Source organism: Aeromonas sp. 30P (assembly GCF_051919805.1).
In the GTDB taxonomy this organism is placed as follows: domain Bacteria; phylum Pseudomonadota; class Gammaproteobacteria; order Enterobacterales; family Aeromonadaceae; genus Aeromonas; species Aeromonas veronii.
Genome location: NZ_JBQBEA010000001.1, coordinates 2020722 through 2039605, shown reverse-complemented (window position 1 = coordinate 2039605; position 18884 = coordinate 2020722). Strand labels below are relative to the sequence as shown.

Genomic DNA, 18884 nt, shown 5'->3' with positions numbered 1-18884 from the left:
ATTCGGCCATTTAACCCATTGATAATAGGTTGGATTCATGTTGTGATCGGCCACTGCCAGCGGGCGATACCCCATCGCCTGTTCGTTCACAGGTGACTTCCCAGAGAGCCCCTTGATGCCAAGTCTGTTTTCCTCGGCCCAGTTGTTGAGTCTGGTGCTGTTCGTCACGCTGTCACATGTGGGGGTCGCCACCATTTTCGCCGCCATGTGGCACACCCATCGCCAGATCAGGGCATTGATCTACTGGTCAGCGGGGGAACTGGTTATCGCGGGGGCTTTTTGCTGCCTGCTGCTGCGCCCCCTTGAGGGAAATGCATCCCTTGCCAATATTCTCTGCACCAACCTGCTGTTGATGTCGACCACCCTGCTCTATGAACGGGGTATGCGCCACTTCTTTCGCCGTGAAGCCGACCAACTGGGCTGGCTGCTGCCCGCCGTTACCCTCGGCGGTTTCGTTTTGTTTGCCCTGACCGCCCTGCAGCAACCCCTCTTTGATGTGCACAGCCGGATCATCGTGCTCTCCGGCGTGCTCTCGCTGCAGATTGCGCTGCTTATCTGGCAGCTCTGGCGCTACCAGCGGCTGGCCCCCGTCTATCGGGTGCTGCGCTTTGCCATTCTGCTGCTCGGCCTGCAACTGCTGTTGCAACTGCTGCGGATCGCCAAACACCTCTGGCAGCCGGAGCTGGCGGCCAACTCCTTCACCGACCCGCTGCTCGGGCCTGTGATCCTGCTCAGCCTGCTCTTTACCATCGCCCGCAGTTATCTGCTGCTGAGCCTGGTCCACACCCGCCAGCAGCAAGCCTTGCTGGCCACCCAGCGCAAGCTGGAGCGGCGCGCCAATCAGGATGAGCTGACCGGCCTCTTCAGCCGCCACTATTTCGAACGCCAGGTTGCCCTGCGTGCCCGCGAGGTGACGGGCCCCGGCCAGCTGCTGCTGATCGATCTGGACAACTTCAAACAGATCAACGACCGCCACGGCCACCCCGCCGGTGATGCCATGCTGCGCGCCGTGGGTCGGGTGATCGCCAATACCCTACCTGCCGAGGGCATGGCCGGTCGGCTTGGCGGCGATGAGCTGGCCCTGCTGCTGATGGCGGACCCGCAGACCCTGCCCGACTACTGTCACAGCCTGCAACAGCAGATCGCCGAGGCGACCCGGGCGCTGGCCGGTGGCCCCATCAGCCTCAGCATCGGCCTCACCTCGCTGCACCCTGACGAGGGATTTGAAGCGGCCTACCTGCGAGCGGATCAGGCTCTTTACGCCGCCAAACAGGCTGGGAGGCAACGGGCCTGCGTACAGGAGCTGCACCACAACGAGCCGCAACCGCTGCCGCCCTGCGCGCTCCTGTCATGAGCGCAGTGCTCGCTCTGCAATGCCGACCGGCCAGGCTGGCAGATGCCCCGGCTTACCGGCGCTATGTCACCGAATGCGCCGAGGACGGACAGCCGCTCTATCAGGTGGCGCAATTTGACCCGGACGGCTGGCTACAGAGCCTGCTGGATCACGCCAAAGGGCGCAACTTGCCCAGTGGATACCTGCCGACCACCACCTATTTTGCCCTCGATGGCGAGGAGATCATCGCCACCCTGCGTCTTCGTCACGGTGACAATAAGGCAACCCGCCAGTGGCTGGGTCATATCGGTTACGAAACCCGCCCCTCTCGCCGTGGCGAAGGGGCTGCGACCGTGCAGCTGCGCTGGGTGCAACAACAGGTACTGGCAGCGCCTGTGCTGATCAGCTGCGGCGAAGATAATCTGGCTTCCCGCAAGGTCATTACGGCCGCCGGTGGCGTGTTACTGGGACGGCGCTTCCATCCGGGGGATCGCAACTGGCTGGAGATGTATCAGCTAGCCCCCTGCCCCAGCCGACCATAGCCGCGGCAGTAATAAAAAGAGCGCCCCGAAGGCGCTCTTTTTGCGAACGTGGCAAGACCGTTAGTAGCTGTCTTCCTGTTCCGCCTTCATCCGGGCCTGACGGGCATAGGCCTCCTCCTCGGCGCTCTCAATCTCCTGCAGCACCGAATCGAGATCGATGGCGGCGCGACTCTCTTCAAAGTGACCGGTCAGCTCGCTCTCGGGGGTGAGTTTGCCATCTTCAAACAGCGCCCACATCTCCTGGGCATAACGGGTCTTGAGCAGCTCGGGGGCATACATGCCGTAGTAGTTGCGCATGTTGTTTACGTCACGCTCCAGCATCGCCTTGGCCTGGTTGTTGGCTGCGGCATCCACCACCTGGGGCAGGTCGATAATGACGGGGCCCTGTTCATCCACCAGCACATTGAACTCGGAGAGATCGCCGTGGATAAGACCGGCGCAGAGCATCCGCACCACGTAACGGATCACCTTGGCATGGTCGATGACCGCCTGCTCGGGGGTAAGCGCCACATCGTTGAGGCGCGGCGCGACATTGCCATCCTCATCGGTGATAAGTTCCATCAAGAGGACGCCATCGAGACAGACATAGGGCTGCGGCACCCGCACACCGGCCGCCGCCAGCTTGAACAGGGCGTCGACCTCGGTGTTCTGCCACACCTCTTCATGCTGTTTGCGGCCATACTTGGAGCCCTTCTCCATGGCGCGAGCGCTGCGGCTGTTACGCACCTTGCGCCCCTCCTGATAGACCACGGCCTGCTTGAAGCTGCGCTTGGACGCCTCTTTGTAGACTTTGGCGCAGCGGATCTCGTCGCCGCAGCGCACCACATAGACGTCGGCCTCTTTGCCGCTCATCAACCGGCTGACGACCTCATCGACCAGGCCGTCATCAACCAGAGGTTGGATTCGATTTGGAATTTTCATGGCCGCCCTTTTACCCTATTTCCGCTCTCGAAGATAGCTCCGCGCACGCTCACCTGCCTCTCCCTTTCATAAGACACCCTGTTATCCCCTGTTTGCGCTGTTTTTGTCCACCCGTTCGCCTTAAAAACCACCAGCAGCAGACCAAATACGAAAGGCGCCTGTGCCAACAAAAATGGCCCGCAAGCGGGCCAATTTTCAAGGTTCGGGCGGCAAGCCCTGACGAATACGCTGGATCCCCGCTTCATAGAGGCCGTCATCCCCCTCCTGATGCTCCAGGGTTTCGAAGATCTTGAGAAACCACATGTACTGCTCGGGATGGCGCGCCACCTGCATCTCTACCACCCGGTTCATGGCATTGACGTCTGCCAGCAGATCGGCGGTGGGATAAGGGTCAAACGGCGGCTCGATCTCCAGCAGATAGCGTCCCTCATCCTCGTCATAGCTGGCGAAGATGGGCACGGCTCTGGCACCAGTCAGCTTCACCAGCTTGGGCAGCGCGGGCAGGGTTGCCTTGGGGCGGCCAAAGAAGGGAACAAACACGCTCGCCTCGCGGCCGTGATCCTGATCTGGCAGGTAGAAGAAACTGGCACCAGCGCGGATCGACTTGATCGCAGGCTTGATCCCGGCGCTGCGCTCATAGACCTTGCCCCCTTTGGCCCGCTCGCGGTTGATGTACCAGTCGAACACCTCATCTTTCGGGCTCTTCATCATGGTGCACATCTCGATGCCCATCATGGAGAAGTAGCGGCCAATCATGTCGACCGCCCAGGTATGAGGCACCACCAGGATCACCGGGCGGCCCGCAGCCTGCTCCGCTTGCACATGCTCCCAGCCGGTGACCTTGATGCGGCGGGTCAGCCGCGCCTTGCTGCGCCAGCTGAGCTCGCCAAAGCCCATAAAGGTCTTGAGCCCGACCCGGATCGATTTGAGCAGCAGCGCTTGACGTGCGGCGGCATCCAGCTCGGGAAAGCAGATCTTGAGGTTGGTATCGGCGATATAGGCCTGCTTTTTCGAAAAACGCAGCAGGGTCGGCGAAACCAGATCGGCAAAGCGATCCCTCAATCTCGCAGGAGTAAATGCCAGCAGGGAGAGCAGGCCCAGCGCGCACCAGCTGCCCCACCATTTGGGATGCAGCAGGCGGCTATGAAATGAGGTATCAAATACCGGATCTAACGCAGACATGGCGGCCATCAAGTCATCAAAAACAAACGGTTATTGTAGTGATCCTGACATTTTTTTCTACCCTGGGGAGGCAGGCCATCGACCCGCAAGGCACTGTTCAGACGAGTTATCATAAAAAAATGGCCCACCTGGGGCCATTTCAATCAACGCAAATTCTGGGTCAGCCGTGGGGCGACAATCCCTTGCGGATCCGCTGGATCCCCGCCTCGTAAAGGCCATCCAGCCCCTCCTGATCCTCACGGGTATCGAAGATCTTGAGGAACCACATGTACTGGCCCGGATGGCGCATCAGCTGCTGTTGCACCATGTCATTCATCCGACAGGTATCGGCCATCACATCCTCGGTGGGATAGTTGTCGAACGGTGCCTCAATCTCCAGCCGGTAGCAGTGGTTCGCTTCGTCATAGCAGGCGAGCAGCGGCACCGCCTTGGCGCCACTGACCTGCACCAGACGGGGCAAGGCAGGCAGGGTCGCTTTGGGATAGCCAAAGAAGGGGGCGAAGATGCTCTTCTCGCGGCCATGATCCTGATCCGGCAGATAGAAGAAGCTGCGACCGCTCTTGATGGTTCTGATCACCGCCTTGATCCCGGCGCTGCGCTCATAGACGCGGCAACCGTTCTTGGCTCGCGCACGGTTGAGGTGCCAGTCAAACACCGGATTGCGCGCCCGTTTCATCATGGTGCACATCGGCACCCCGCGCTGGGTGAAGCAGTAACCAGCGGCATCCACCGGCCAGGTATGGGGCACCACCAGGATCACCGGACGGCCGGCCGCCCGCTCCGCCTCGATATGCTCCCAACCGATCACCTGCATCCGGCTCATCAGATAACGCTGACTGCGCATGGTGAACTCGCCAAATCCCAACAGACTCTTGAGGCCGACCCGGATCGAGGTCAGTGCAATGGCATCCCGCTCTTCCGGGCTCTTGTCCGGGAAGCAGATCTCCAGATTGGTTCTGGCGATATAGATCTGTTTTTTCGAGATACGAAACACCAGCGGAGCCAAGGCTTCGGCCAAACGGTCGCGCAATCGCGCCGGCACAAAGGCCAGCAGCATGAGCACACCGAGCGCCAGCCAGCTGAACCAGTAGCGGGGATGCAGAAAACGGGCTTCAAAAGAGGAGTCAAATACGGGATCTTGGGACGACATGTATTGGGGTCGAGCGAAAAAGTGGTGCTGCATTGTAGTCGTCCTGACAGGTAATACCAGTTAAATCCATGGCAAATAGCCCGCCACGGGCGCCACATCAAAAAACCATAAAAAAATGCCCCGCACTGCGGGGCATTTTGCTCGTTACACAACCAGGGTGGAGGCTCTTTGTCCATCCATCGTATGACTGGTCGTTTATCCCGTCGCTCTCGGAGCGCACTGCTTATCCATTTCCCGATGTCACATCTTCTTCAAGATTTAACGGTGAGCACCCTGGCGGGCCATGCCGTTATTCATTTCGGTATTACGCTGCGGCAGAAAAAACATCAGGTAACGCAGTGCCACATACCCGACGATCACGGTAGCCACCCCCAGCTCAAAGTGGGCCAGCAGTCTGATCTGCTCGACGTAGTGACTCCCTTGCGCAAACCCTTCAACCAGATGGGCCACTTTGAACAGAGCGGTGGCACCGATCACCAGCGGGAAGGTGAAGGCGGCATAACCCGGCGAAAAGGGCAGACGCAGCAGTTTGATAAAGGCCAGATAGATGATGCCGGTCATCAGGATGGCGATCCCCAACAGCACAGCCACCAGCAGCAGTGACGGCACCTGACTGACGGTCAGGTAACCGGCAAGAGAGAGGCTGGCAGGGGCAGCCAGAATGGCGATGGTCGGTTTGGCGGCATCCGGCACTTCATGGCTGAAGATCAGGCGATAGAGCATCAGCGGCAGCATCAGGCCATAGCAGATGATCCCGAACCAGAGCAGACCGTTGGCCAGCGGGGCAAATTGACCACCCGGGAAGGCGACGTCAGCCACGATGATGCCCACTGGCGGCACGAACCAGCTCGGCACCATGTGGTGGATTTCAAACTCTTTGGCGCGATGCCAGATAAAGGTGGCCAGGAACAGCAGGTGAACCGCCACGGCAAACAGCCAGAGGGCCTCGCCCGCTTGCGGCGCAATCATACCGAGCGCTTTGGAGACCACCATGGTGCCCATGGCATAGGTCGGAACCACACTGCCCACCACGGGGTGAGCGAGATCCTGCAACAGCAGGCGGGGGTGAAGCAGAAACTTGAAGGTCAGGATCACCAGCAGCACGGCCGCAATGGCAGCGCCCAGCAGTTGCATCCGGCCATCGAAGTGACCGGCATTTTCCCAACACCAACCAAGGCTGGCGATGCCCAGCGCCAGACCCGCCATGGGGGTTGGGGCGGCAGCCAGTGATTTACGGGTTCTTGCGATCATGATGACACCTTTCTATTGATGACTATGGCGATAGGATAATGCCCCCTTATCGTTTACGATATCTAAATGAATTAAATCAATCATTCAGGAAAACCAAACACGATGAAACTGACCCTGCAGCAGCTGAAAGTGTTCGCCACCATTGCCCGCTATGGAAACCTTGGCCTTGCCGCCAACGAGCTCTGCCTGAGCAAGGGGGCCGTCTCCCAGTCGCTGCAGGAGCTGGAGCGCCAGCTCTCCACCCCGTTGTTTGACCGCATTCACCCCAGATTGCAGCTCAATAACGAAGGGCGCCTGCTGCAACCGGCCGCCGAAGAGCTGCTGACCCGGATGCAGGATATCGAGAACCTGTTCAGTCCCGATGCCGAGCCGAGCGGCCAGCTTCGCCTTGGTGCCAGCCAGACCATCGGCAACTACCTGCTCCCCACCCTGCTCGCCAGCAGCAAACAGGAGCTGGGGCTCCCCCCCAAGGTGACCATCAACAACACTCACCTGCTCTGCCATGCGCTGGCCAACTTCGAGCTGGATATGGCACTGATCGAGGGGGAGAACCACCACCCCGACCTGCTCGCCGAACCCTGGCTGCAGGACGAGATGCTGGTGGTGGCGCCACCCGGTCACCCGCTTGCCAGCAAGAAGGAGCTTTCCCTCTCCCGACTGGGGGGCGAAACCTGGGTATTGCGTGAAGCGCAATCGGGCAGCCGCGAGCAATTTATCCAGCAGATCCAGCCCGAGCTGCCCCGCTGGCAACCAGGGCTTGAACTCAACACCCTGGAGGCGGTGATGCTGGCGGTGGAGAAGGGGCTTGGCATCTCCTTTATCTCCCGGCTGGCAGCCTCGGATCGCCTGGCAGATGGGCGGCTGATCGCCCTGCCCCTCTCCCGCCGCTTCCCGCGCCAGCTCTCCCTTATCTGGCACAAGCAGAAGTACCACTCCACTTCCCTGCGCCACTTTATCCACTTCTGCCGGGCTCAGGTGAAGGATGCCGAGGTGAGCCGCGCAGAGTAACGCGCTCGGAGCGCCGCTGGCACGCCCGCCCGCCAATGACGGAGAAAGCAGAGAGGGAGCCACGGCTCCCTCTCTTTGATTCGCTTGCTCGGTATCACTGCGCCAGACTGCGCAACCAGCTGATCTCCTCGCCCCAGATGGACTCGTCTATGGTCTCGAGGATCAGCGGAATGCGATCGAAGCGATCATCATTCATGATGTGGTGGAATACTGGCTCCCCCAGATTGCCCTCCCGCAAGCTGTGGTGGCGATCGACCCGGCTGCCGAAGGTACACTTGGCGCCGTTGATATGCATCCCCTTGAGATAATGAAAACCCACCGTGCGGTCGAACTCGGCAAAGACGGCAGCGCAGCTCTCGGCGGTGCGCAGATCGTAGCCAGCGGCAAAGGCGTGGCAGGTATCGAAACAGATCCCGACCCGGCTCTTGTCCTCCACCCCTTCGATGATGGTGGCAAGGTGCTCGAACGACCAGCCGAGGTTGGTCCCCTGCCCGGCGGTATTCTCGATCACCGCCGTCACCCCCTCACTTCGCTCCAGCGCCCAGTTGATGGACTCGCTCACCAGCTTGAGGCTGGCCGCCTCAGGGATCTGCTTGAGATGGCTACCGGGGTGGAAATTCAAATAACAGAGCCCCAGTTGCTCGCAACGCTTCATCTCGTCGAGAAACGCATCGCGGGATTTGGCCAGACCATCGGGATCCGGGTGGCCCAGATTGATGAGATAGCTGTCGTGGGGCAGGATCTGCTCCGGCAGAAAACCGGCCTTGTCACAAGCCGCCTTGAAGGCACGGATGGTGGCATTCGACAAGGGGGCCGCCTGCCACTGACGTTGATTCTTGGTAAAGAGGGCAAACGCGTTGGCCCCGATGGCCTGGGCGCGGGCGATGGTATTCTCCACCCCGCCGGCCGCACTGACGTGGGCTCCGATATATTTCATACAATCTCCTCAATACGGCAAGCCGCCATTATGCCGATCCAGCCCTGCCACGCCAAACCGGGATATCCGATAGCGGGTATCGACAAAAAGTGCTGCCTTAGCAAGGCGGCTGCGTTTCACGGCGTAATCGGCCTGCACTGTAGCAACCGCTCCGCAGAAGGGATAGTTAGAGCCCATCCACGCCAGCATGGCGCCCATAAAAAACGCAGCGTATCGCCTGAGCAATAACGCTGCGTCTTTGGGTCTCTCGGCCGTCCCCCTTGCCGTGGCTAGAATGACCTGCGACAAGGGAGCAAGAATGCGCGGGGAGAGTCGTCTTAGAAGGGCATCTTGAAGCCTGGCGGCAGTTGCATGCCACCGGTCAGTTCGCCCATCTTGGCCTTGTTCTGCTCTTCCACACGACGCACTGCATCGTTGCAAGCGGCGGCAACCAGATCTTCCAGCAGCTCCTTGTCATCTTCCATCAGGGAGGGGTCGATCTCGATGCGACGGACGCTGTGGCTACCGGTCATGGTGACCTTGACCATGCCAGCACCGGCTTCACCGGTCACTTCCATCTGAGCCAGCTGCTCCTGCGCCTTCTGCATACGCTCTTGCATCTGTTGGGCCTGTTTCATCAGGTTCCCCATTCCACCTTTACCAAACATATGTCGTCTCTCGTCTTGAAATCCGGCATCCAGCGCCGGGCTGTGGGCTTGTCTGTCCTAGATGGGGACAGCCAAACTGCTTTTCAACCGGAAGCAAGCTCCCGGCCACGGAATTTAGCGGTTGAGTGGCTCGATGCTCTCGTGATGAAGCACGGCACCAAACCGCTGAACTAAAAACTGTACGTTGGGATCCTGCTCCAGATCCCAGGTCATCTGCTCGCGCACCCCGAGATAAAGGCGATGTTCGATCTCAAGGGGGGTCTCCTGGTCAGGCACCACACCAAGCGTCACCTCGACTTGCACGGGTTGTCCCAACGCTGGCCCGATGATCTCGGCCAGATCGGCGCGCGCCTTGTCGCTCACCAGATGGCGCTGCTCGGGCTTGAGGGTTAGCAGTACCTTGTCCCCTTCCCGCGTCATCACCGAGTTGATGGCGAGCTGGCGCAGCCGCCCTCCCACCTGAGTGTGAGCGATCAACTCGGCCCAAGGGTCGCCGCAACCATTGAGCAGCGAGGAGGGGATAAGGCGAGTCGCCTCTCCCTCTTGCGGCTCGCTGTCGCTCTCGAGCTCATCCCAGTCGATGGTCTCCATCACCGGCTGAGGGGGTTCATCCTGCGTCACAAGGGCAGCAGCCACCGCCGTGGTGGCAACGGGCGGCAGAGTCGCTGGGGCGGGCGTCACCGCAGGCGCCGCAGCACTGCGCTCGTCGGGTCGATAGCTCGGCTGCCCGTCGAGTTCCCAGGGTGGCAGATCGGATGGCTGGGCCGGTGCCGTGACGGGGGCGTGGCTCATCACCTGAGTCTGCTCGGCAAAGCCCTGATTGAGGTACTCCTCGTATTCCCCGTTGTCACCATGCGGCTCGTAACCGTCGCCATAGAGATCCACCGGCGGCAGATCATTATAGTGTCCCATCGTCGCCATCCCCTGCCCGGCCGGTTGGCCGACCGGAGCTGGCTGTTGGGTGACGGCCGGTACAGCAGCGGGCGCAACAGGGCGAGCTGGTGCAACCGGTACTGCGCGCGGCGCAGGCGCCGCCGTGGCATCCTGACCTCGCTGGCGGCTGCGCAGCATATTTCGCTTACCAAGCAGGCTCTGCATGCTCGATACCGCTGATACCGGTTCAGCAGCGGCAACAGGCGTTGTTGTCGCTTCGAGTGCGGGCTCGAAGGGGGCGGTCAGCGGCTCGCTACGGGAATAGTCCATATCGGCTGCGGAAGGTGCTCGATCATCAGCATCAGCGGATTGTTCGGCTGAGTGCGCAGACACATCGGGCTGCGCATGGGTCAACGCGGGCTCGGGTTGATACCCCATGCCCGTAGCTTCACGCAGCAGCTCATCCTGCTGGCTGAACAGCTCGGCGGCTTGCGCCTCCTCCTCGCTGTCAGCGGGGTTACCGATGTCATCCACCATCGAAGGCAGGGAGACATCAACCGCGGGCACTGCACTGGTAGCAACAGGCGTGCTGGCAACAGGGCTGGCTAGCGGTGCGGGCACGGCGCCGCTGATCGGTGCCAGTGCGGCCGACTCAGCGGCCGGGCGCTTTCCCGGCAAGGAGGCTACCGGCGTGGCACTGCTCGTCATTGACGGGGGCAACGCGGTGAGGCTGGCCGGATGCAGGGCATCGCGCCTTGGGGAGAAGGCGAGCATCCGCAGGCAGGTCATCTCCAGCGCGGTGCGGCCATCGGGGGCCCAGGGCAGATCTTTACGGCCACCCAGCACGATCTGGTAGCAGAGCTGCACCTCTTCCGGGCTCATCGCCTTGGCCAGTTGCAGCAGGGAATCAGCATCCGCCCCCTGCTCCTGCACACTGGCAGGCAGCAGTTGCGCCATGGCGATGCGATGGAGCAAACCTTCCAGCTCGGCGTGGAGCTGATCAAAATCGGGGCCCAGGGTGGCGATCTCGGTGATCTTGGCCATGGTCGCGGGGGCATCTTGCCGCAAAATGGCTTCCAGCAGCTGGTGCAGATGGCGGTGATCGAGCGTGCCCAGCATCGCCAGCACGCTCTCGAGGCGCACGCTGCCATTGCCGTGGGCCAGCGCCTGATCGGTCAGGCTCAGGGCATCGCGCATACTGCCGTCGGCGGCTTTGGCCAGGGCCAGCAGGGCGCGTGGTTCGAAGGGCTGCCCCTCCTGATCCAGCACCCATTCGAGCTGCTTGGCGATCTGGGTCTGATCCAGACTCTTCAGATGAAACTGCAGACAGCGCGAGAGAATGGTAATTGGCAACTTCTGCGGATCCGTGGTGGCCAGCAGAAACTTCACATAGGGGGGCGGCTCTTCCAGGGTTTTCAGCAACGCGTTGAAGCTGTGGCGCGACAACATGTGCACTTCATCGATGAGATAGACCTTGAAGCGGCCGCGGGCCGGACGGTACTGCACGTTGTCGAGCAGCTCGCGGGTATCTTCCACCTTGGTTCGCGACGCCGCGTCAATCTCCAGCAGGTCGACAAAGTTGCCCTGATCGATCTCGCGGCAGGTATCGCAGACACCGCACGGGTGGCTGCTGATCCCCTGCTCGCAGTTGAGGCTCTTGGCCAGAATACGGGCGATGGTGGTCTTGCCGACCCCGCGGGTACCGCTCAGCAGATAGGCGTGATGCAGCCGTCCCTGATCCAGGGCGTTGGTCAAGGCGGTCAGCACATGTTGCTGGCCTACCACTTGTTCAAACGTATGGGGGCGCCATTTACGCGCCAGAACCTGATAGCTCATAAATCCATCATGCAGGGAAGACAGGGCATTGAGGCCGGATGCTAACACAAATGGCGGGCTGGCTGTATCGGCTATCGGTCAGAGCGGGAGGGATCGCTTGATTTTCAAACCGATGCCCGCAAGGGCACCGGTTCAATGCAGGCCCGATGCAGAGGATCGGGCCGAAGAGGCATTACTCGCCGGCCAGCTCGACCAGTGAGACTACCTTGATGCCAGCAGCAGTCAGGCGGGCATCGCCCCCCAGAGACGGCAGGGAGATGATGAAGGCCGCATCGGCCACTTCACCACCGGCACGGCGGATCAGCTTGACGGTCGCATCGACGGTACCGCCAGTCGCCAGCAGATCGTCCACGACCAGCACCTTGTCACCGGGCACGATGGCATCGGTGTGCAGTTGCAGGGTGTCGGTGCCGTACTCGAGGGCATAGGACTCCTCGATCACTTCGCGCGGCAGCTTGCCCGGCTTGCGGACCGGCACGAAGCCCAGCCCCATGGCATAGGCAACCGGTGCGCCAAAGATGAAGCCGCGGGCTTCGGTGCCAACAATCTTGGTGATCCCTTGATCACGATAATGATTGGCCAGCAGATCGATGGTGGCCTTGAAGGCCTCGGCGTTCTCGATCAGGCTGGTAATGTCACGAAACAGAATGCCCGGCTTCGGATAGTCGGGAATGGTCTTGATGCTTGCTTCGATAAATTTCAGGGTTTCCGGATTCATGTGTTGACCGCTTATTTTTTTGACCCAGGGGTGGCCATTTTTTCTCAATTCCCTTCTGCGGGAAATAAAAAAGCCTGTCACGCAAAAATGACAGGCCGACTCCATAGCATTATTGCTGCAATAGCTTAGGGACTTCACTTCACCATTGCAACTGGCTCCAGCACCGGCAGGCGCATTAACCAGGTGAGCAGGATCACCATTATGACAACCAGCAGCCCCTTGACCCACAGCAGTGGCACCACCGCCAGCGACACCGAGAAAGTGAGCAAAATGAAGATAATGGCGCGCCGTCTGGCCTGACGACGAATACCGCGATACTGCTGCCAATCCACGATGGGCGGGCCAAACCAGGGATGGGTCAGCAACCAGCGATGAAAACGGGGCGACGAGCGGGCAAACAGGGCTGCGGCCAGCAACATGAAGGGGGTAGTCGGCAACAGGGGCAGCACAATACCCACAATACCGGTGGCAAATGCCAGCCACCCGAGCGCCATCAGACACCAACTCTTCATTCCTTCTCCTTGCGTGATTTATCTCCCTCTAGCCTAACAGAGTTTGAGCGGGTGCTGACAGCGGGCCGCAACCCCACTACAATCTGCGCTCTTTTTTCTTGCCACTCTCGTCGGAAAGCCGTTATGCGCGTTATTTTGGCCCCCATGCAGGGGGTACTGGATCACCTGATGCGGGAGGTACTCACCTCCGTCAATGATTACGATCTCTGCGTGAGCGAGTTTATCCGGGTCGTCGATCAGCTGCTGCCCGCCAAGGTGTTCTACCGCCTCTGCCCTGAACTACTGCAAGATGGCAAAACCCGCGCAGGCACCCCGGTGCGGGTACAACTGCTGGGGCAACACCCCGAGTGGCTGGCCGAGAACGCCCTGCGCGCCATCGAGCTGGGCTCCCCCGGCGTCGATCTCAACTTCGGCTGTCCCGCCCCTACGGTCAACAAGAGCAAGGGCGGTGCGGTGCTGCTCAAAGAGCCCGAGACCATCTACCGCATCGTCAAGGCGGTGCGCGAGGCGGTGCCTGCCCATCTGCCGGTGAGCGCCAAAATTCGCCTCGGTTACGACGACAAGGATCTCTATCTGGAGAACGCTCAGGCGGTCTTCCAGGGGGGCGCCAACGAGCTGGCCGTTCATGCCCGCACCAAGCGCGAAGGCTACAAGGCACCCGCCCACTGGGAGTATGTGGATGCCATTCGCCGCGCCCTGCCCATCCCCGTCACCGCCAACGGCGAGATTTGGGATCACAAAGATGCCCTCGCCTGCGCCAGGGTCTCGGGTTGCGATGCCCTGATGGTCGGGCGCGGCGCCATCTCCCTGCCCAATCTGGCCAACGTGATGAAAACCGGCTGCCCGCACATGAGCTGGGCCGAGGTGCTGCAGTTGATGGTGAGCTATACCGAGCAGGATCTGGCCAGCGAAAAAGCCGACTACTACCCCAGCCGCATCAAACAGTGGTTCAGCTATCTCAAGCGGGAATATCCCGAAGCGGACCTGCTGTTTCAGGAGATCCGGGTGCTCAAAGAGACGGCTCCCATCCGCGATGCCCTGCTGCAAGCAGCCAAAAGCCACGGCTAACCACGTTTAACTTGACGCATATCATCTTGATAGAGTTATCGGATCCCTATACTGCCCCGAATCTGTCGTCTGTCCTGTGGGGGATAATGTGTGTGAAATGACGCAAGCACAGTTGACTGTCTGGCGTAATCGCCTGCTGTCAGACTGGGCCCAAGTAAGAGAAACGCTGATCGGTCAGCTCAAAGCCTGCCGCCGTGACGAGTGGGCCGAACAGGTCGGTCACTGCGAGCAGGATCAACTGGTGGAACTGACCAGCCGGCTGGATCTGCCGAAGGTAGAGCAGAGCGTGGCCCGCCTCAAGCGGATCGATGCAGCACTCTGCCAGATGGATCTCGGCCTCTATGGCCTTTGCTCCGATTGTGAAGAGCCGCTTTCCATCGAACAGCTGGAACAGGATCCGACCCTGCAACGCTGCCCGCGCTGTGAAACCCGTTATCGCAAGGGATTCCACGCCCACGAACTGTGAGGGATGCACATCTGTGCATCCGCTCAACCCTCAGCACTGGTTACTCCGTCGTTCCTGTCCAATACTCACCGTATCAGCCTGTTCGAGGGTATGCGTTGTGTACAGACTCTTGTTGTTATGGTGTTTGTGTTGCCAGGCTACGGCACAGGAGTCATTGGTCGTGGGCTGGGTCGACTGGCAGCCCTTCAGTTATCGCAATGAACAGCAACAGCTCCGCGGACTGGATGTGGAGCTGCTCAACGCCATCTTCCTTCGGGCCGGTTATCAGGCCAAATTCAGTGAAATGCCCTGGGCTCGCGTGCTGCACGAGCTGAAATTCGGCACGGTTCAGCTGACCATGTCAGCCAATATCACCGCCGAGCGGCAGCAATATGCCCGTTTCAGCCACCCCTATCGGGAAGAGGAGACGGCCATCATCATCCGTCGGCAAGATGCCGAACGCTGGCGCGGGATCACCACCCTCGAGCAGTTGATCAACACCCCCGACTTCCATATCGGGGTGCTCAAGGGCTTTGATTACGGCAATACCTTCCGCCAGTTGATGGCAAGGCCCGAGCTGCAGCCTCGCTTGCAGATGCGCCTGCGGCTGGATCAGCTGCTGAAGATGTTGCAAGGGGGTCGGATCCAGGGGTTTATTCTGGATCCCCACGGACTGCAGGGGTGGCAGGATAAGGATGAAGCGCAGGATCAGCTGCATACCCTGCTGCGTATCGAAGTCACACCAGTTCACCTGATGCTGAGCAAAGAGAGCACCACTGAAGCGCAACTGCAGCGGATCAATCAGGCTATCGATAAATTAAAACAGAGTCCCGACTATCAGCAGATCCTCGATCGCTACCAGTTCAGATCCCTGCATTCACAGGAAAATACTCATAAGTAAGGGGAGCATCAGCTCCCCTTACTGTCTCAAGCAAACCCAATCCGTTCTCAAACAACCCTGGTTGCAACTTGCCAGGACGCTTTGGTCATCGATAACGTGATGGGTTAAGCCTGGCTATCAGCGTCCCAGCACAATGTCGGCAAGGTGGGCGAAGTGGTGGATTTCGTGTGTGGCATCGCACTCGCCCGCTTGCCGCGCCGGGTTGTACCAGCAGGTTGCCAGCCCCTGCGCCGCCGCCCCGGCAATATCGGTCTTCGGGTTATCCCCCACCATCAGCACCCGCGCAGGATCCGGCTGCCCCATCAGGGAGAGGGTGTGCTGGAAAATAGCTGGCGCCGGCTTGGTCACCCGGATCTCGTCGGAGATCACCAGCGGCTCGAACCACTCGCTCCAGCCCAGTCTGCCGAGCCGCCCCCGCTGAGGCACGCTGAAACCATTGGTGATGATCCCCATCCGCACCTTGCTGCGCAGCTGCTGCAGGGTCTCGACCACTCCTTCGAGAGGCATGCTAAGGGCAATGATTTGCTCCAGAAAGGTGTTGTTCATCGCCATGGGATCGGCGGAAACCTGCTGGGCAAAGAGGGAGAAGCGGGTCTGCTGCAACGCCGTTGCATCGATCTCGCCGTCGTTGTACTGCTGCCAGAGCCCGTGGTTGAGGGCGTAGTACTGCGCCATGCTGGCGTCATCAGCCTGTACGCCATAGATCTGCAGGGTGTGCGTCAGCGCGGAGGCGACCGGAAAATCGAGCAGGGTTTCATCCAAATCGAACAGCACCCAGTCATAGCTTGGTTGTTTCACAGAACTCCTTGTTATCATTCAGATTGTTCAGAGGCTTGGCGACCAACTCTGCCAAGCGGGCTGGCCAGCAGATCCAGCGTGAGACGCACGCCGAAGCCGGTCACTTCGCTGGAGACCACCCCATTGCCCCCCTTGTTGCGAAAACCGCTCAGGTCGAAGTGCAGCCAGGGGGTCTGCTCGGGCACGAAGTGGGCGAGGAAACGGGCCGCATCAATGTGATCCGGCGAACTTCCCGGCGCACACTGCAACAGATCGGCCCACTCGCTTTCGATGTTGTCGTCATAATCGTCATCAAGCGGGAAGGGCCAGACTCGTTCACCGCTGCGCTGACCCAGATTGACCAGCGATGTAATCCATTCGCTGCGATTGGTAAAGACGCCGCTGTAGCGGCTACCCAGCGCCCGTTTGCAGGCCCCGGTCAGGGTTGCGTAATCGAGCAGCAGATCAGGAGTATCCTGCACCGCCATCGCCAGGGTATCGGCCAGTACCATTCGCCCTTCGGCATCGGTATCGACCACCTCGATGGAGGTGCCATTGATGGCAGTCACCACCTCGCCAGGACGATAGGCGTGAGGGCCGATATGGTTCTCGGCAATGGCCAGCCAGCAGTGTACCTCGTAGGGTAGCTGAGCTCGGCTGATGGCGTAGAGGGCCCCCAGCGCCACCGCGCTGCCCCCCATGTCCAGATGCATGCCATACATGCTGCCAGAGACCTTGAGGTTGTAACCGCCGGAGTCGTGACAGATCCCCTTGCCTACCAGTGCAATGCGGCGCACCGGCTTGGGCGGATAGTAGCTGAGCTTGACCATGGCCCCCTGATTGTCTTCCGAGCCACGAGCAACGGCCAGAAACGCCCCCGCCCCCAACTCGGCCAGCTGCGCCTGATCATAGTGATGGCACTGCCACCCCTCATCTTGCGCCAGCTTGCTGACAAACTCGCGATAGCTGGCGGCCGTCAGCTCGGAGGCAGGCAACACCGCCAGATGGCGAGCCAGTCCGTTGCCCCCCGCTTCGCTGTAGAGGCGCGCCAAGTCCAGCACCACCGCGGGTGAAACCTTGATCTGCTGATAGCTCCAACTGCTTTCACTGCGGCGCTTGCTGGTGGGCAACGAAATATTGGCGGCAAGCAGGGCTGACAACATCACTTCGGCCAGCATCACTCGCTCGGAGGGAGAAAAACCTTCCAGATGCAGCCCGAGCCGCTCCACATTAAGCCCAGAAAGAGGAGCAATCCAGCCTCTGATCTGTTTATAGAGGCGGTGATCCCGCGTCACACTGCCGGTCACAAACATCACCTGCAACAGGGTATTGCCATGCATCAGGGTAAAGGGCGCTTTTTTCCCCAGCGCAAGCTGGGTCTTGACTCCCGCAAGGGCGGGGAGCGAAAGCAAGGACTCCTTCTGCTCTTCGGCGATCAGCAGCAGTTGCAACGGCAGCCCTTGGGCAAGGGCTTCGGCCAGCGTGGCATCCCGGCTTTCAATAGCAGGAGGAAGATAGGTGAAGGGAGTGATCACAGGCTCGTGCCTCATCCATGAAGAGATACCTGATGATACCCAACAAATGGTTGATACGACCAGTTTTGGTCTTGAAAAAGCGTCAGAAATAGCAGCAATCACCAGATGGTGACGAGCATCAAGAAGGATTGTTCAATGATTGGCAATGCAGGAAGGGAACGTACAGAAAGTTGGTTGCGGGGGCCGGATTTGAACCGACGACCTTCGGGTTATGAGCCCGACGAGCTACCGAGCTGCTCCACCCCGCGTCCGAATTGTCACCCTCAAGCCGAGCAGTAGCTTGGTGGCGTTTGTCTGCCTTCGACTGTTTGCACAATCGCAAGCTGACGAAAAAGTTGGTTGCGGGGGCCGGATTTGAACCGACGACCTTCGGGTTATGAGCCCGACGAGCTACCGAGCTGCTCCACCCCGCGTCCGAATTGTCACCCTCAAGCCGAGCAGTAGCTTGGTGGCGTTTGTCTGCCTTCGACTGTTTGCACAATCGCAAGCTGACGAAAAAGTTGGTTGCGGGGGCCGGATTTGAACCGACGACCTTCGGGTTATGAGCCCGACGAGCTACCGAGCTGCTCCACCCCGCGTCCGAATTGTCACCCTCAAGCCGAGCAGTAGCTTGGTGGCGTTTGTCTGCCTTCGACTGTTTACACAATCGCAAGCTGACGAAAGAGTTGGTTGCGGGGGCCGGATTTGAACCGACGACCTTCGGGTTATGAGCCCGACGAGCTACCGAGCTGCTCCACCCCGCGTCCGAATTGTCACCCTCAAGCCGAGCAGTAGCTTGGTGGCGTTTGTCTGCCTTCGACTGTTTGCACAATCGCAAGCTGACGAAAAAGTTGGTTGCGGGGGCCGGATTTGAACCGACGACCTTCGGGTTATGAGCCCGACGAGCTACCGAGCTGCTCCACCCCGCGTCCGAATTTTTCTCGAATTGGCCGAGCCGTAGCCAGTTCGATTTCTCCTTTTCCACCAACCGGTTACACCGGCTTGACTGGTCAGGATCTCAGATGGTTGCGGGGGCCAGATTTGAACTGACGACCTTCGGGTTATGAGCCCGACGAGCTACCGGGCTGCTCCACCCCGCGTCTGAGGTCGCCAATAATAGGCGCCAGCGCACAGATTGCAAGTAAATATCTCAAAAAAAGTTTATTCGTAGATTAATTGGACAAATAGTGCGGTCATTAGCAGCATCATGCTGTTTTTTCAGGCAATCGAGTCCTTGCTAGGCATCCGGCACTACACTCAATAAGGTGA

At 59.9% G+C, this 18884-nt stretch carries 17 protein-coding genes and 6 tRNA genes; 6 read left to right on the top strand and 17 right to left on the bottom strand.

What is annotated here, in order from left to right:
• The first annotated feature begins 115 nt into the window (after positions 1-115).
• Both ACTG2B_RS09410 and ACTG2B_RS09405 read left to right on the top strand, forming a co-directional pair.
• On the top strand, positions 116-1354 hold the full coding sequence (locus ACTG2B_RS09410) for a GGDEF domain-containing protein (protein WP_439995586.1): 1239 nt from the start codon (positions 116-118) through the stop codon (positions 1352-1354).
• Positions 1351-1875 carry a GNAT family N-acetyltransferase gene (locus tag ACTG2B_RS09405; protein ID WP_371167525.1) on the top strand — a complete coding sequence of 175 codons (525 nt, stop codon included), beginning with the start codon at positions 1351-1353 and terminating at the stop codon, positions 1873-1875. Before ACTG2B_RS09410 ends, ACTG2B_RS09405 begins: the two co-directional genes overlap by 4 nt.
• Positions 1876-1935: 60 nt before the next feature.
• Here ACTG2B_RS09405 and ACTG2B_RS09400 read toward each other — a convergent pair whose 3' ends face one another.
• From ACTG2B_RS09400 to ACTG2B_RS09385, 4 genes are all read right to left on the bottom strand, one after another.
• Complete coding sequence (locus tag ACTG2B_RS09400; RefSeq protein WP_107684862.1) at positions 1936-2796, bottom strand: PA4780 family RIO1-like protein kinase; 861 nt, start codon at positions 2794-2796, stop codon at positions 1936-1938.
• A 195-nt stretch (positions 2797-2991) separates the two neighbouring features.
• Positions 2992-3987: an LpxL/LpxP family acyltransferase gene (locus ACTG2B_RS09395; RefSeq protein ID WP_162515105.1), complete on the bottom strand. Its 996-nt coding sequence runs from the start codon at positions 3985-3987 to the stop codon at positions 2992-2994.
• 151 nt (positions 3988-4138) lie between these two features.
• On the bottom strand, positions 4139-5128 hold the full coding sequence (lpxM, locus tag ACTG2B_RS09390; RefSeq protein ID WP_439995585.1) for a lauroyl-Kdo(2)-lipid IV(A) myristoyltransferase: 990 nt from the start codon (positions 5126-5128) through the stop codon (positions 4139-4141).
• Between the two features lie 258 nt (positions 5129-5386).
• On the bottom strand, positions 5387-6379 hold the full coding sequence (locus ACTG2B_RS09385; RefSeq protein ID WP_439995584.1) for a TDT family transporter: 993 nt from the start codon (positions 6377-6379) through the stop codon (positions 5387-5389).
• A gap of 102 nt (positions 6380-6481) precedes the next feature.
• On the opposite strand from ACTG2B_RS09385, the gene ACTG2B_RS09380 reads away from it, so the two are divergent.
• Positions 6482-7387, top strand: a complete 906-nt coding sequence (locus ACTG2B_RS09380; protein WP_235461184.1) for a LysR substrate-binding domain-containing protein — start codon at positions 6482-6484, stop codon at positions 7385-7387.
• Between the two features lie 94 nt (positions 7388-7481).
• Here ACTG2B_RS09380 and nfo read toward each other — a convergent pair whose 3' ends face one another.
• From nfo to ACTG2B_RS09355, 5 genes are all read right to left on the bottom strand, one after another.
• Positions 7482-8324, bottom strand: coding sequence for a deoxyribonuclease IV (gene nfo, locus ACTG2B_RS09375; protein WP_439995582.1), 843 nt, complete (start codon positions 8322-8324; stop codon positions 7482-7484).
• Between the two features lie 317 nt (positions 8325-8641).
• Complete coding sequence (locus ACTG2B_RS09370) at positions 8642-8971, bottom strand: YbaB/EbfC family nucleoid-associated protein (protein ID WP_005333445.1); 330 nt, start codon at positions 8969-8971, stop codon at positions 8642-8644.
• Positions 8972-9085: 114 nt separating this feature from the next.
• Positions 9086-11680, bottom strand: coding sequence for a DNA polymerase III subunit gamma/tau (dnaX, locus tag ACTG2B_RS09365; RefSeq protein WP_439995581.1), 2595 nt, complete (start codon positions 11678-11680; stop codon positions 9086-9088).
• 172 nt (positions 11681-11852) lie between these two features.
• On the bottom strand, positions 11853-12398 hold the full coding sequence (gene apt, locus ACTG2B_RS09360) for an adenine phosphoribosyltransferase (protein ID WP_005352403.1): 546 nt from the start codon (positions 12396-12398) through the stop codon (positions 11853-11855).
• Positions 12399-12532: 134 nt separating this feature from the next.
• Positions 12533-12910 carry a YbaN family protein gene (locus tag ACTG2B_RS09355; protein ID WP_439995580.1) on the bottom strand — a complete coding sequence of 126 codons (378 nt, stop codon included), beginning with the start codon at positions 12908-12910 and terminating at the stop codon, positions 12533-12535.
• Positions 12911-13033: 123 nt separating this feature from the next.
• Between ACTG2B_RS09355 and dusC the strand changes: the two genes are divergently transcribed.
• The 3 genes from dusC to ACTG2B_RS09340 all read left to right on the top strand — a co-directional run bounded on the left by dusC (position 13034) and on the right by ACTG2B_RS09340 (position 15324).
• Complete coding sequence (dusC, locus tag ACTG2B_RS09350) at positions 13034-13978, top strand: tRNA dihydrouridine(16) synthase DusC (RefSeq protein ID WP_139408356.1); 945 nt, start codon at positions 13034-13036, stop codon at positions 13976-13978.
• Between the two features lie 97 nt (positions 13979-14075).
• Positions 14076-14444 carry a TraR/DksA family transcriptional regulator gene (locus tag ACTG2B_RS09345; protein WP_005333451.1) on the top strand — a complete coding sequence of 123 codons (369 nt, stop codon included), beginning with the start codon at positions 14076-14078 and terminating at the stop codon, positions 14442-14444.
• Positions 14445-14604: 160 nt separating this feature from the next.
• Complete coding sequence (locus ACTG2B_RS09340; RefSeq protein WP_439995579.1) at positions 14605-15324, top strand: substrate-binding periplasmic protein; 720 nt, start codon at positions 14605-14607, stop codon at positions 15322-15324.
• 117 nt (positions 15325-15441) lie between these two features.
• On the opposite strand, the gene yjjG is transcribed toward ACTG2B_RS09340, so the two are convergent.
• The 8 genes from yjjG to ACTG2B_RS09300 form a co-directional block, all read right to left on the bottom strand.
• Entirely contained in the window at positions 15442-16122 is a 681-nt protein-coding gene (yjjG, locus tag ACTG2B_RS09335; protein ID WP_439995578.1) for a pyrimidine 5'-nucleotidase, read from the bottom strand.
• 14 nt (positions 16123-16136) lie between these two features.
• A complete protein-coding gene (locus tag ACTG2B_RS09330) occupies positions 16137-17636 on the bottom strand; it encodes a M17 family metallopeptidase (protein ID WP_439996922.1) in 1500 nt (499 codons plus the stop codon).
• 171 nt (positions 17637-17807) lie between these two features.
• Positions 17808-17884, bottom strand: a tRNA-Met gene (locus ACTG2B_RS09325).
• 88 nt (positions 17885-17972) lie between these two features.
• Positions 17973-18049: transfer RNA gene (locus ACTG2B_RS09320), tRNA-Met, on the bottom strand.
• An 88-nt stretch (positions 18050-18137) separates the two neighbouring features.
• Positions 18138-18214, bottom strand: a tRNA-Met gene (locus ACTG2B_RS09315).
• Positions 18215-18302: 88 nt separating this feature from the next.
• A tRNA-Met gene (locus tag ACTG2B_RS09310) sits at positions 18303-18379 on the bottom strand.
• 88 nt (positions 18380-18467) lie between these two features.
• Positions 18468-18544, bottom strand: a tRNA-Met gene (locus ACTG2B_RS09305).
• Positions 18545-18638: 94 nt separating this feature from the next.
• Positions 18639-18715, bottom strand: a tRNA-Met gene (locus ACTG2B_RS09300).
• Positions 18716-18884 lie beyond the last annotated feature (169 nt).

What these genes read in the sequence shown, in the direction of transcription:
- ACTG2B_RS09410 (WP_439995586.1), top strand. Translation starts at nt 116, where the DNA reads ATGCCAAGTCTGTTTTCCTCGGCCCAGTTGTTGAGTCTGGTGCTGTTC.
- ACTG2B_RS09405 (WP_371167525.1), top strand. Translation starts at nt 1,351, where the DNA reads ATGAGCGCAGTGCTCGCTCTGCAATGCCGACCGGCCAGGCTGGCAGAT.
- ACTG2B_RS09400 (WP_107684862.1), bottom strand. Translation starts at nt 2,796, where the DNA reads ATGAAAATTCCAAATCGAATCCAACCTCTGGTTGATGACGGCCTGGTC.
- ACTG2B_RS09395 (WP_162515105.1), bottom strand. Translation starts at nt 3,987, where the DNA reads ATGGCCGCCATGTCTGCGTTAGATCCGGTATTTGATACCTCATTTCAT.
- lpxM (WP_439995585.1), bottom strand. Translation starts at nt 5,128, where the DNA reads ATGTCGTCCCAAGATCCCGTATTTGACTCCTCTTTTGAAGCCCGTTTT.
- ACTG2B_RS09385 (WP_439995584.1), bottom strand. Translation starts at nt 6,379, where the DNA reads ATGATCGCAAGAACCCGTAAATCACTGGCTGCCGCCCCAACCCCCATG.
- ACTG2B_RS09380 (WP_235461184.1), top strand. Translation starts at nt 6,482, where the DNA reads ATGAAACTGACCCTGCAGCAGCTGAAAGTGTTCGCCACCATTGCCCGC.
- nfo (WP_439995582.1), bottom strand. Translation starts at nt 8,324, where the DNA reads ATGAAATATATCGGAGCCCACGTCAGTGCGGCCGGCGGGGTGGAGAAT.
- ACTG2B_RS09370 (WP_005333445.1), bottom strand. Translation starts at nt 8,971, where the DNA reads ATGTTTGGTAAAGGTGGAATGGGGAACCTGATGAAACAGGCCCAACAG.
- dnaX (WP_439995581.1), bottom strand. Translation starts at nt 11,680, where the DNA reads ATGAGCTATCAGGTTCTGGCGCGTAAATGGCGCCCCCATACGTTTGAA.
- apt (WP_005352403.1), bottom strand. Translation starts at nt 12,398, where the DNA reads ATGAATCCGGAAACCCTGAAATTTATCGAAGCAAGCATCAAGACCATT.
- ACTG2B_RS09355 (WP_439995580.1), bottom strand. Translation starts at nt 12,910, where the DNA reads ATGAAGAGTTGGTGTCTGATGGCGCTCGGGTGGCTGGCATTTGCCACC.
- dusC (WP_139408356.1), top strand. Translation starts at nt 13,034, where the DNA reads ATGCGCGTTATTTTGGCCCCCATGCAGGGGGTACTGGATCACCTGATG.
- ACTG2B_RS09345 (WP_005333451.1), top strand. Translation starts at nt 14,076, where the DNA reads ATGACGCAAGCACAGTTGACTGTCTGGCGTAATCGCCTGCTGTCAGAC.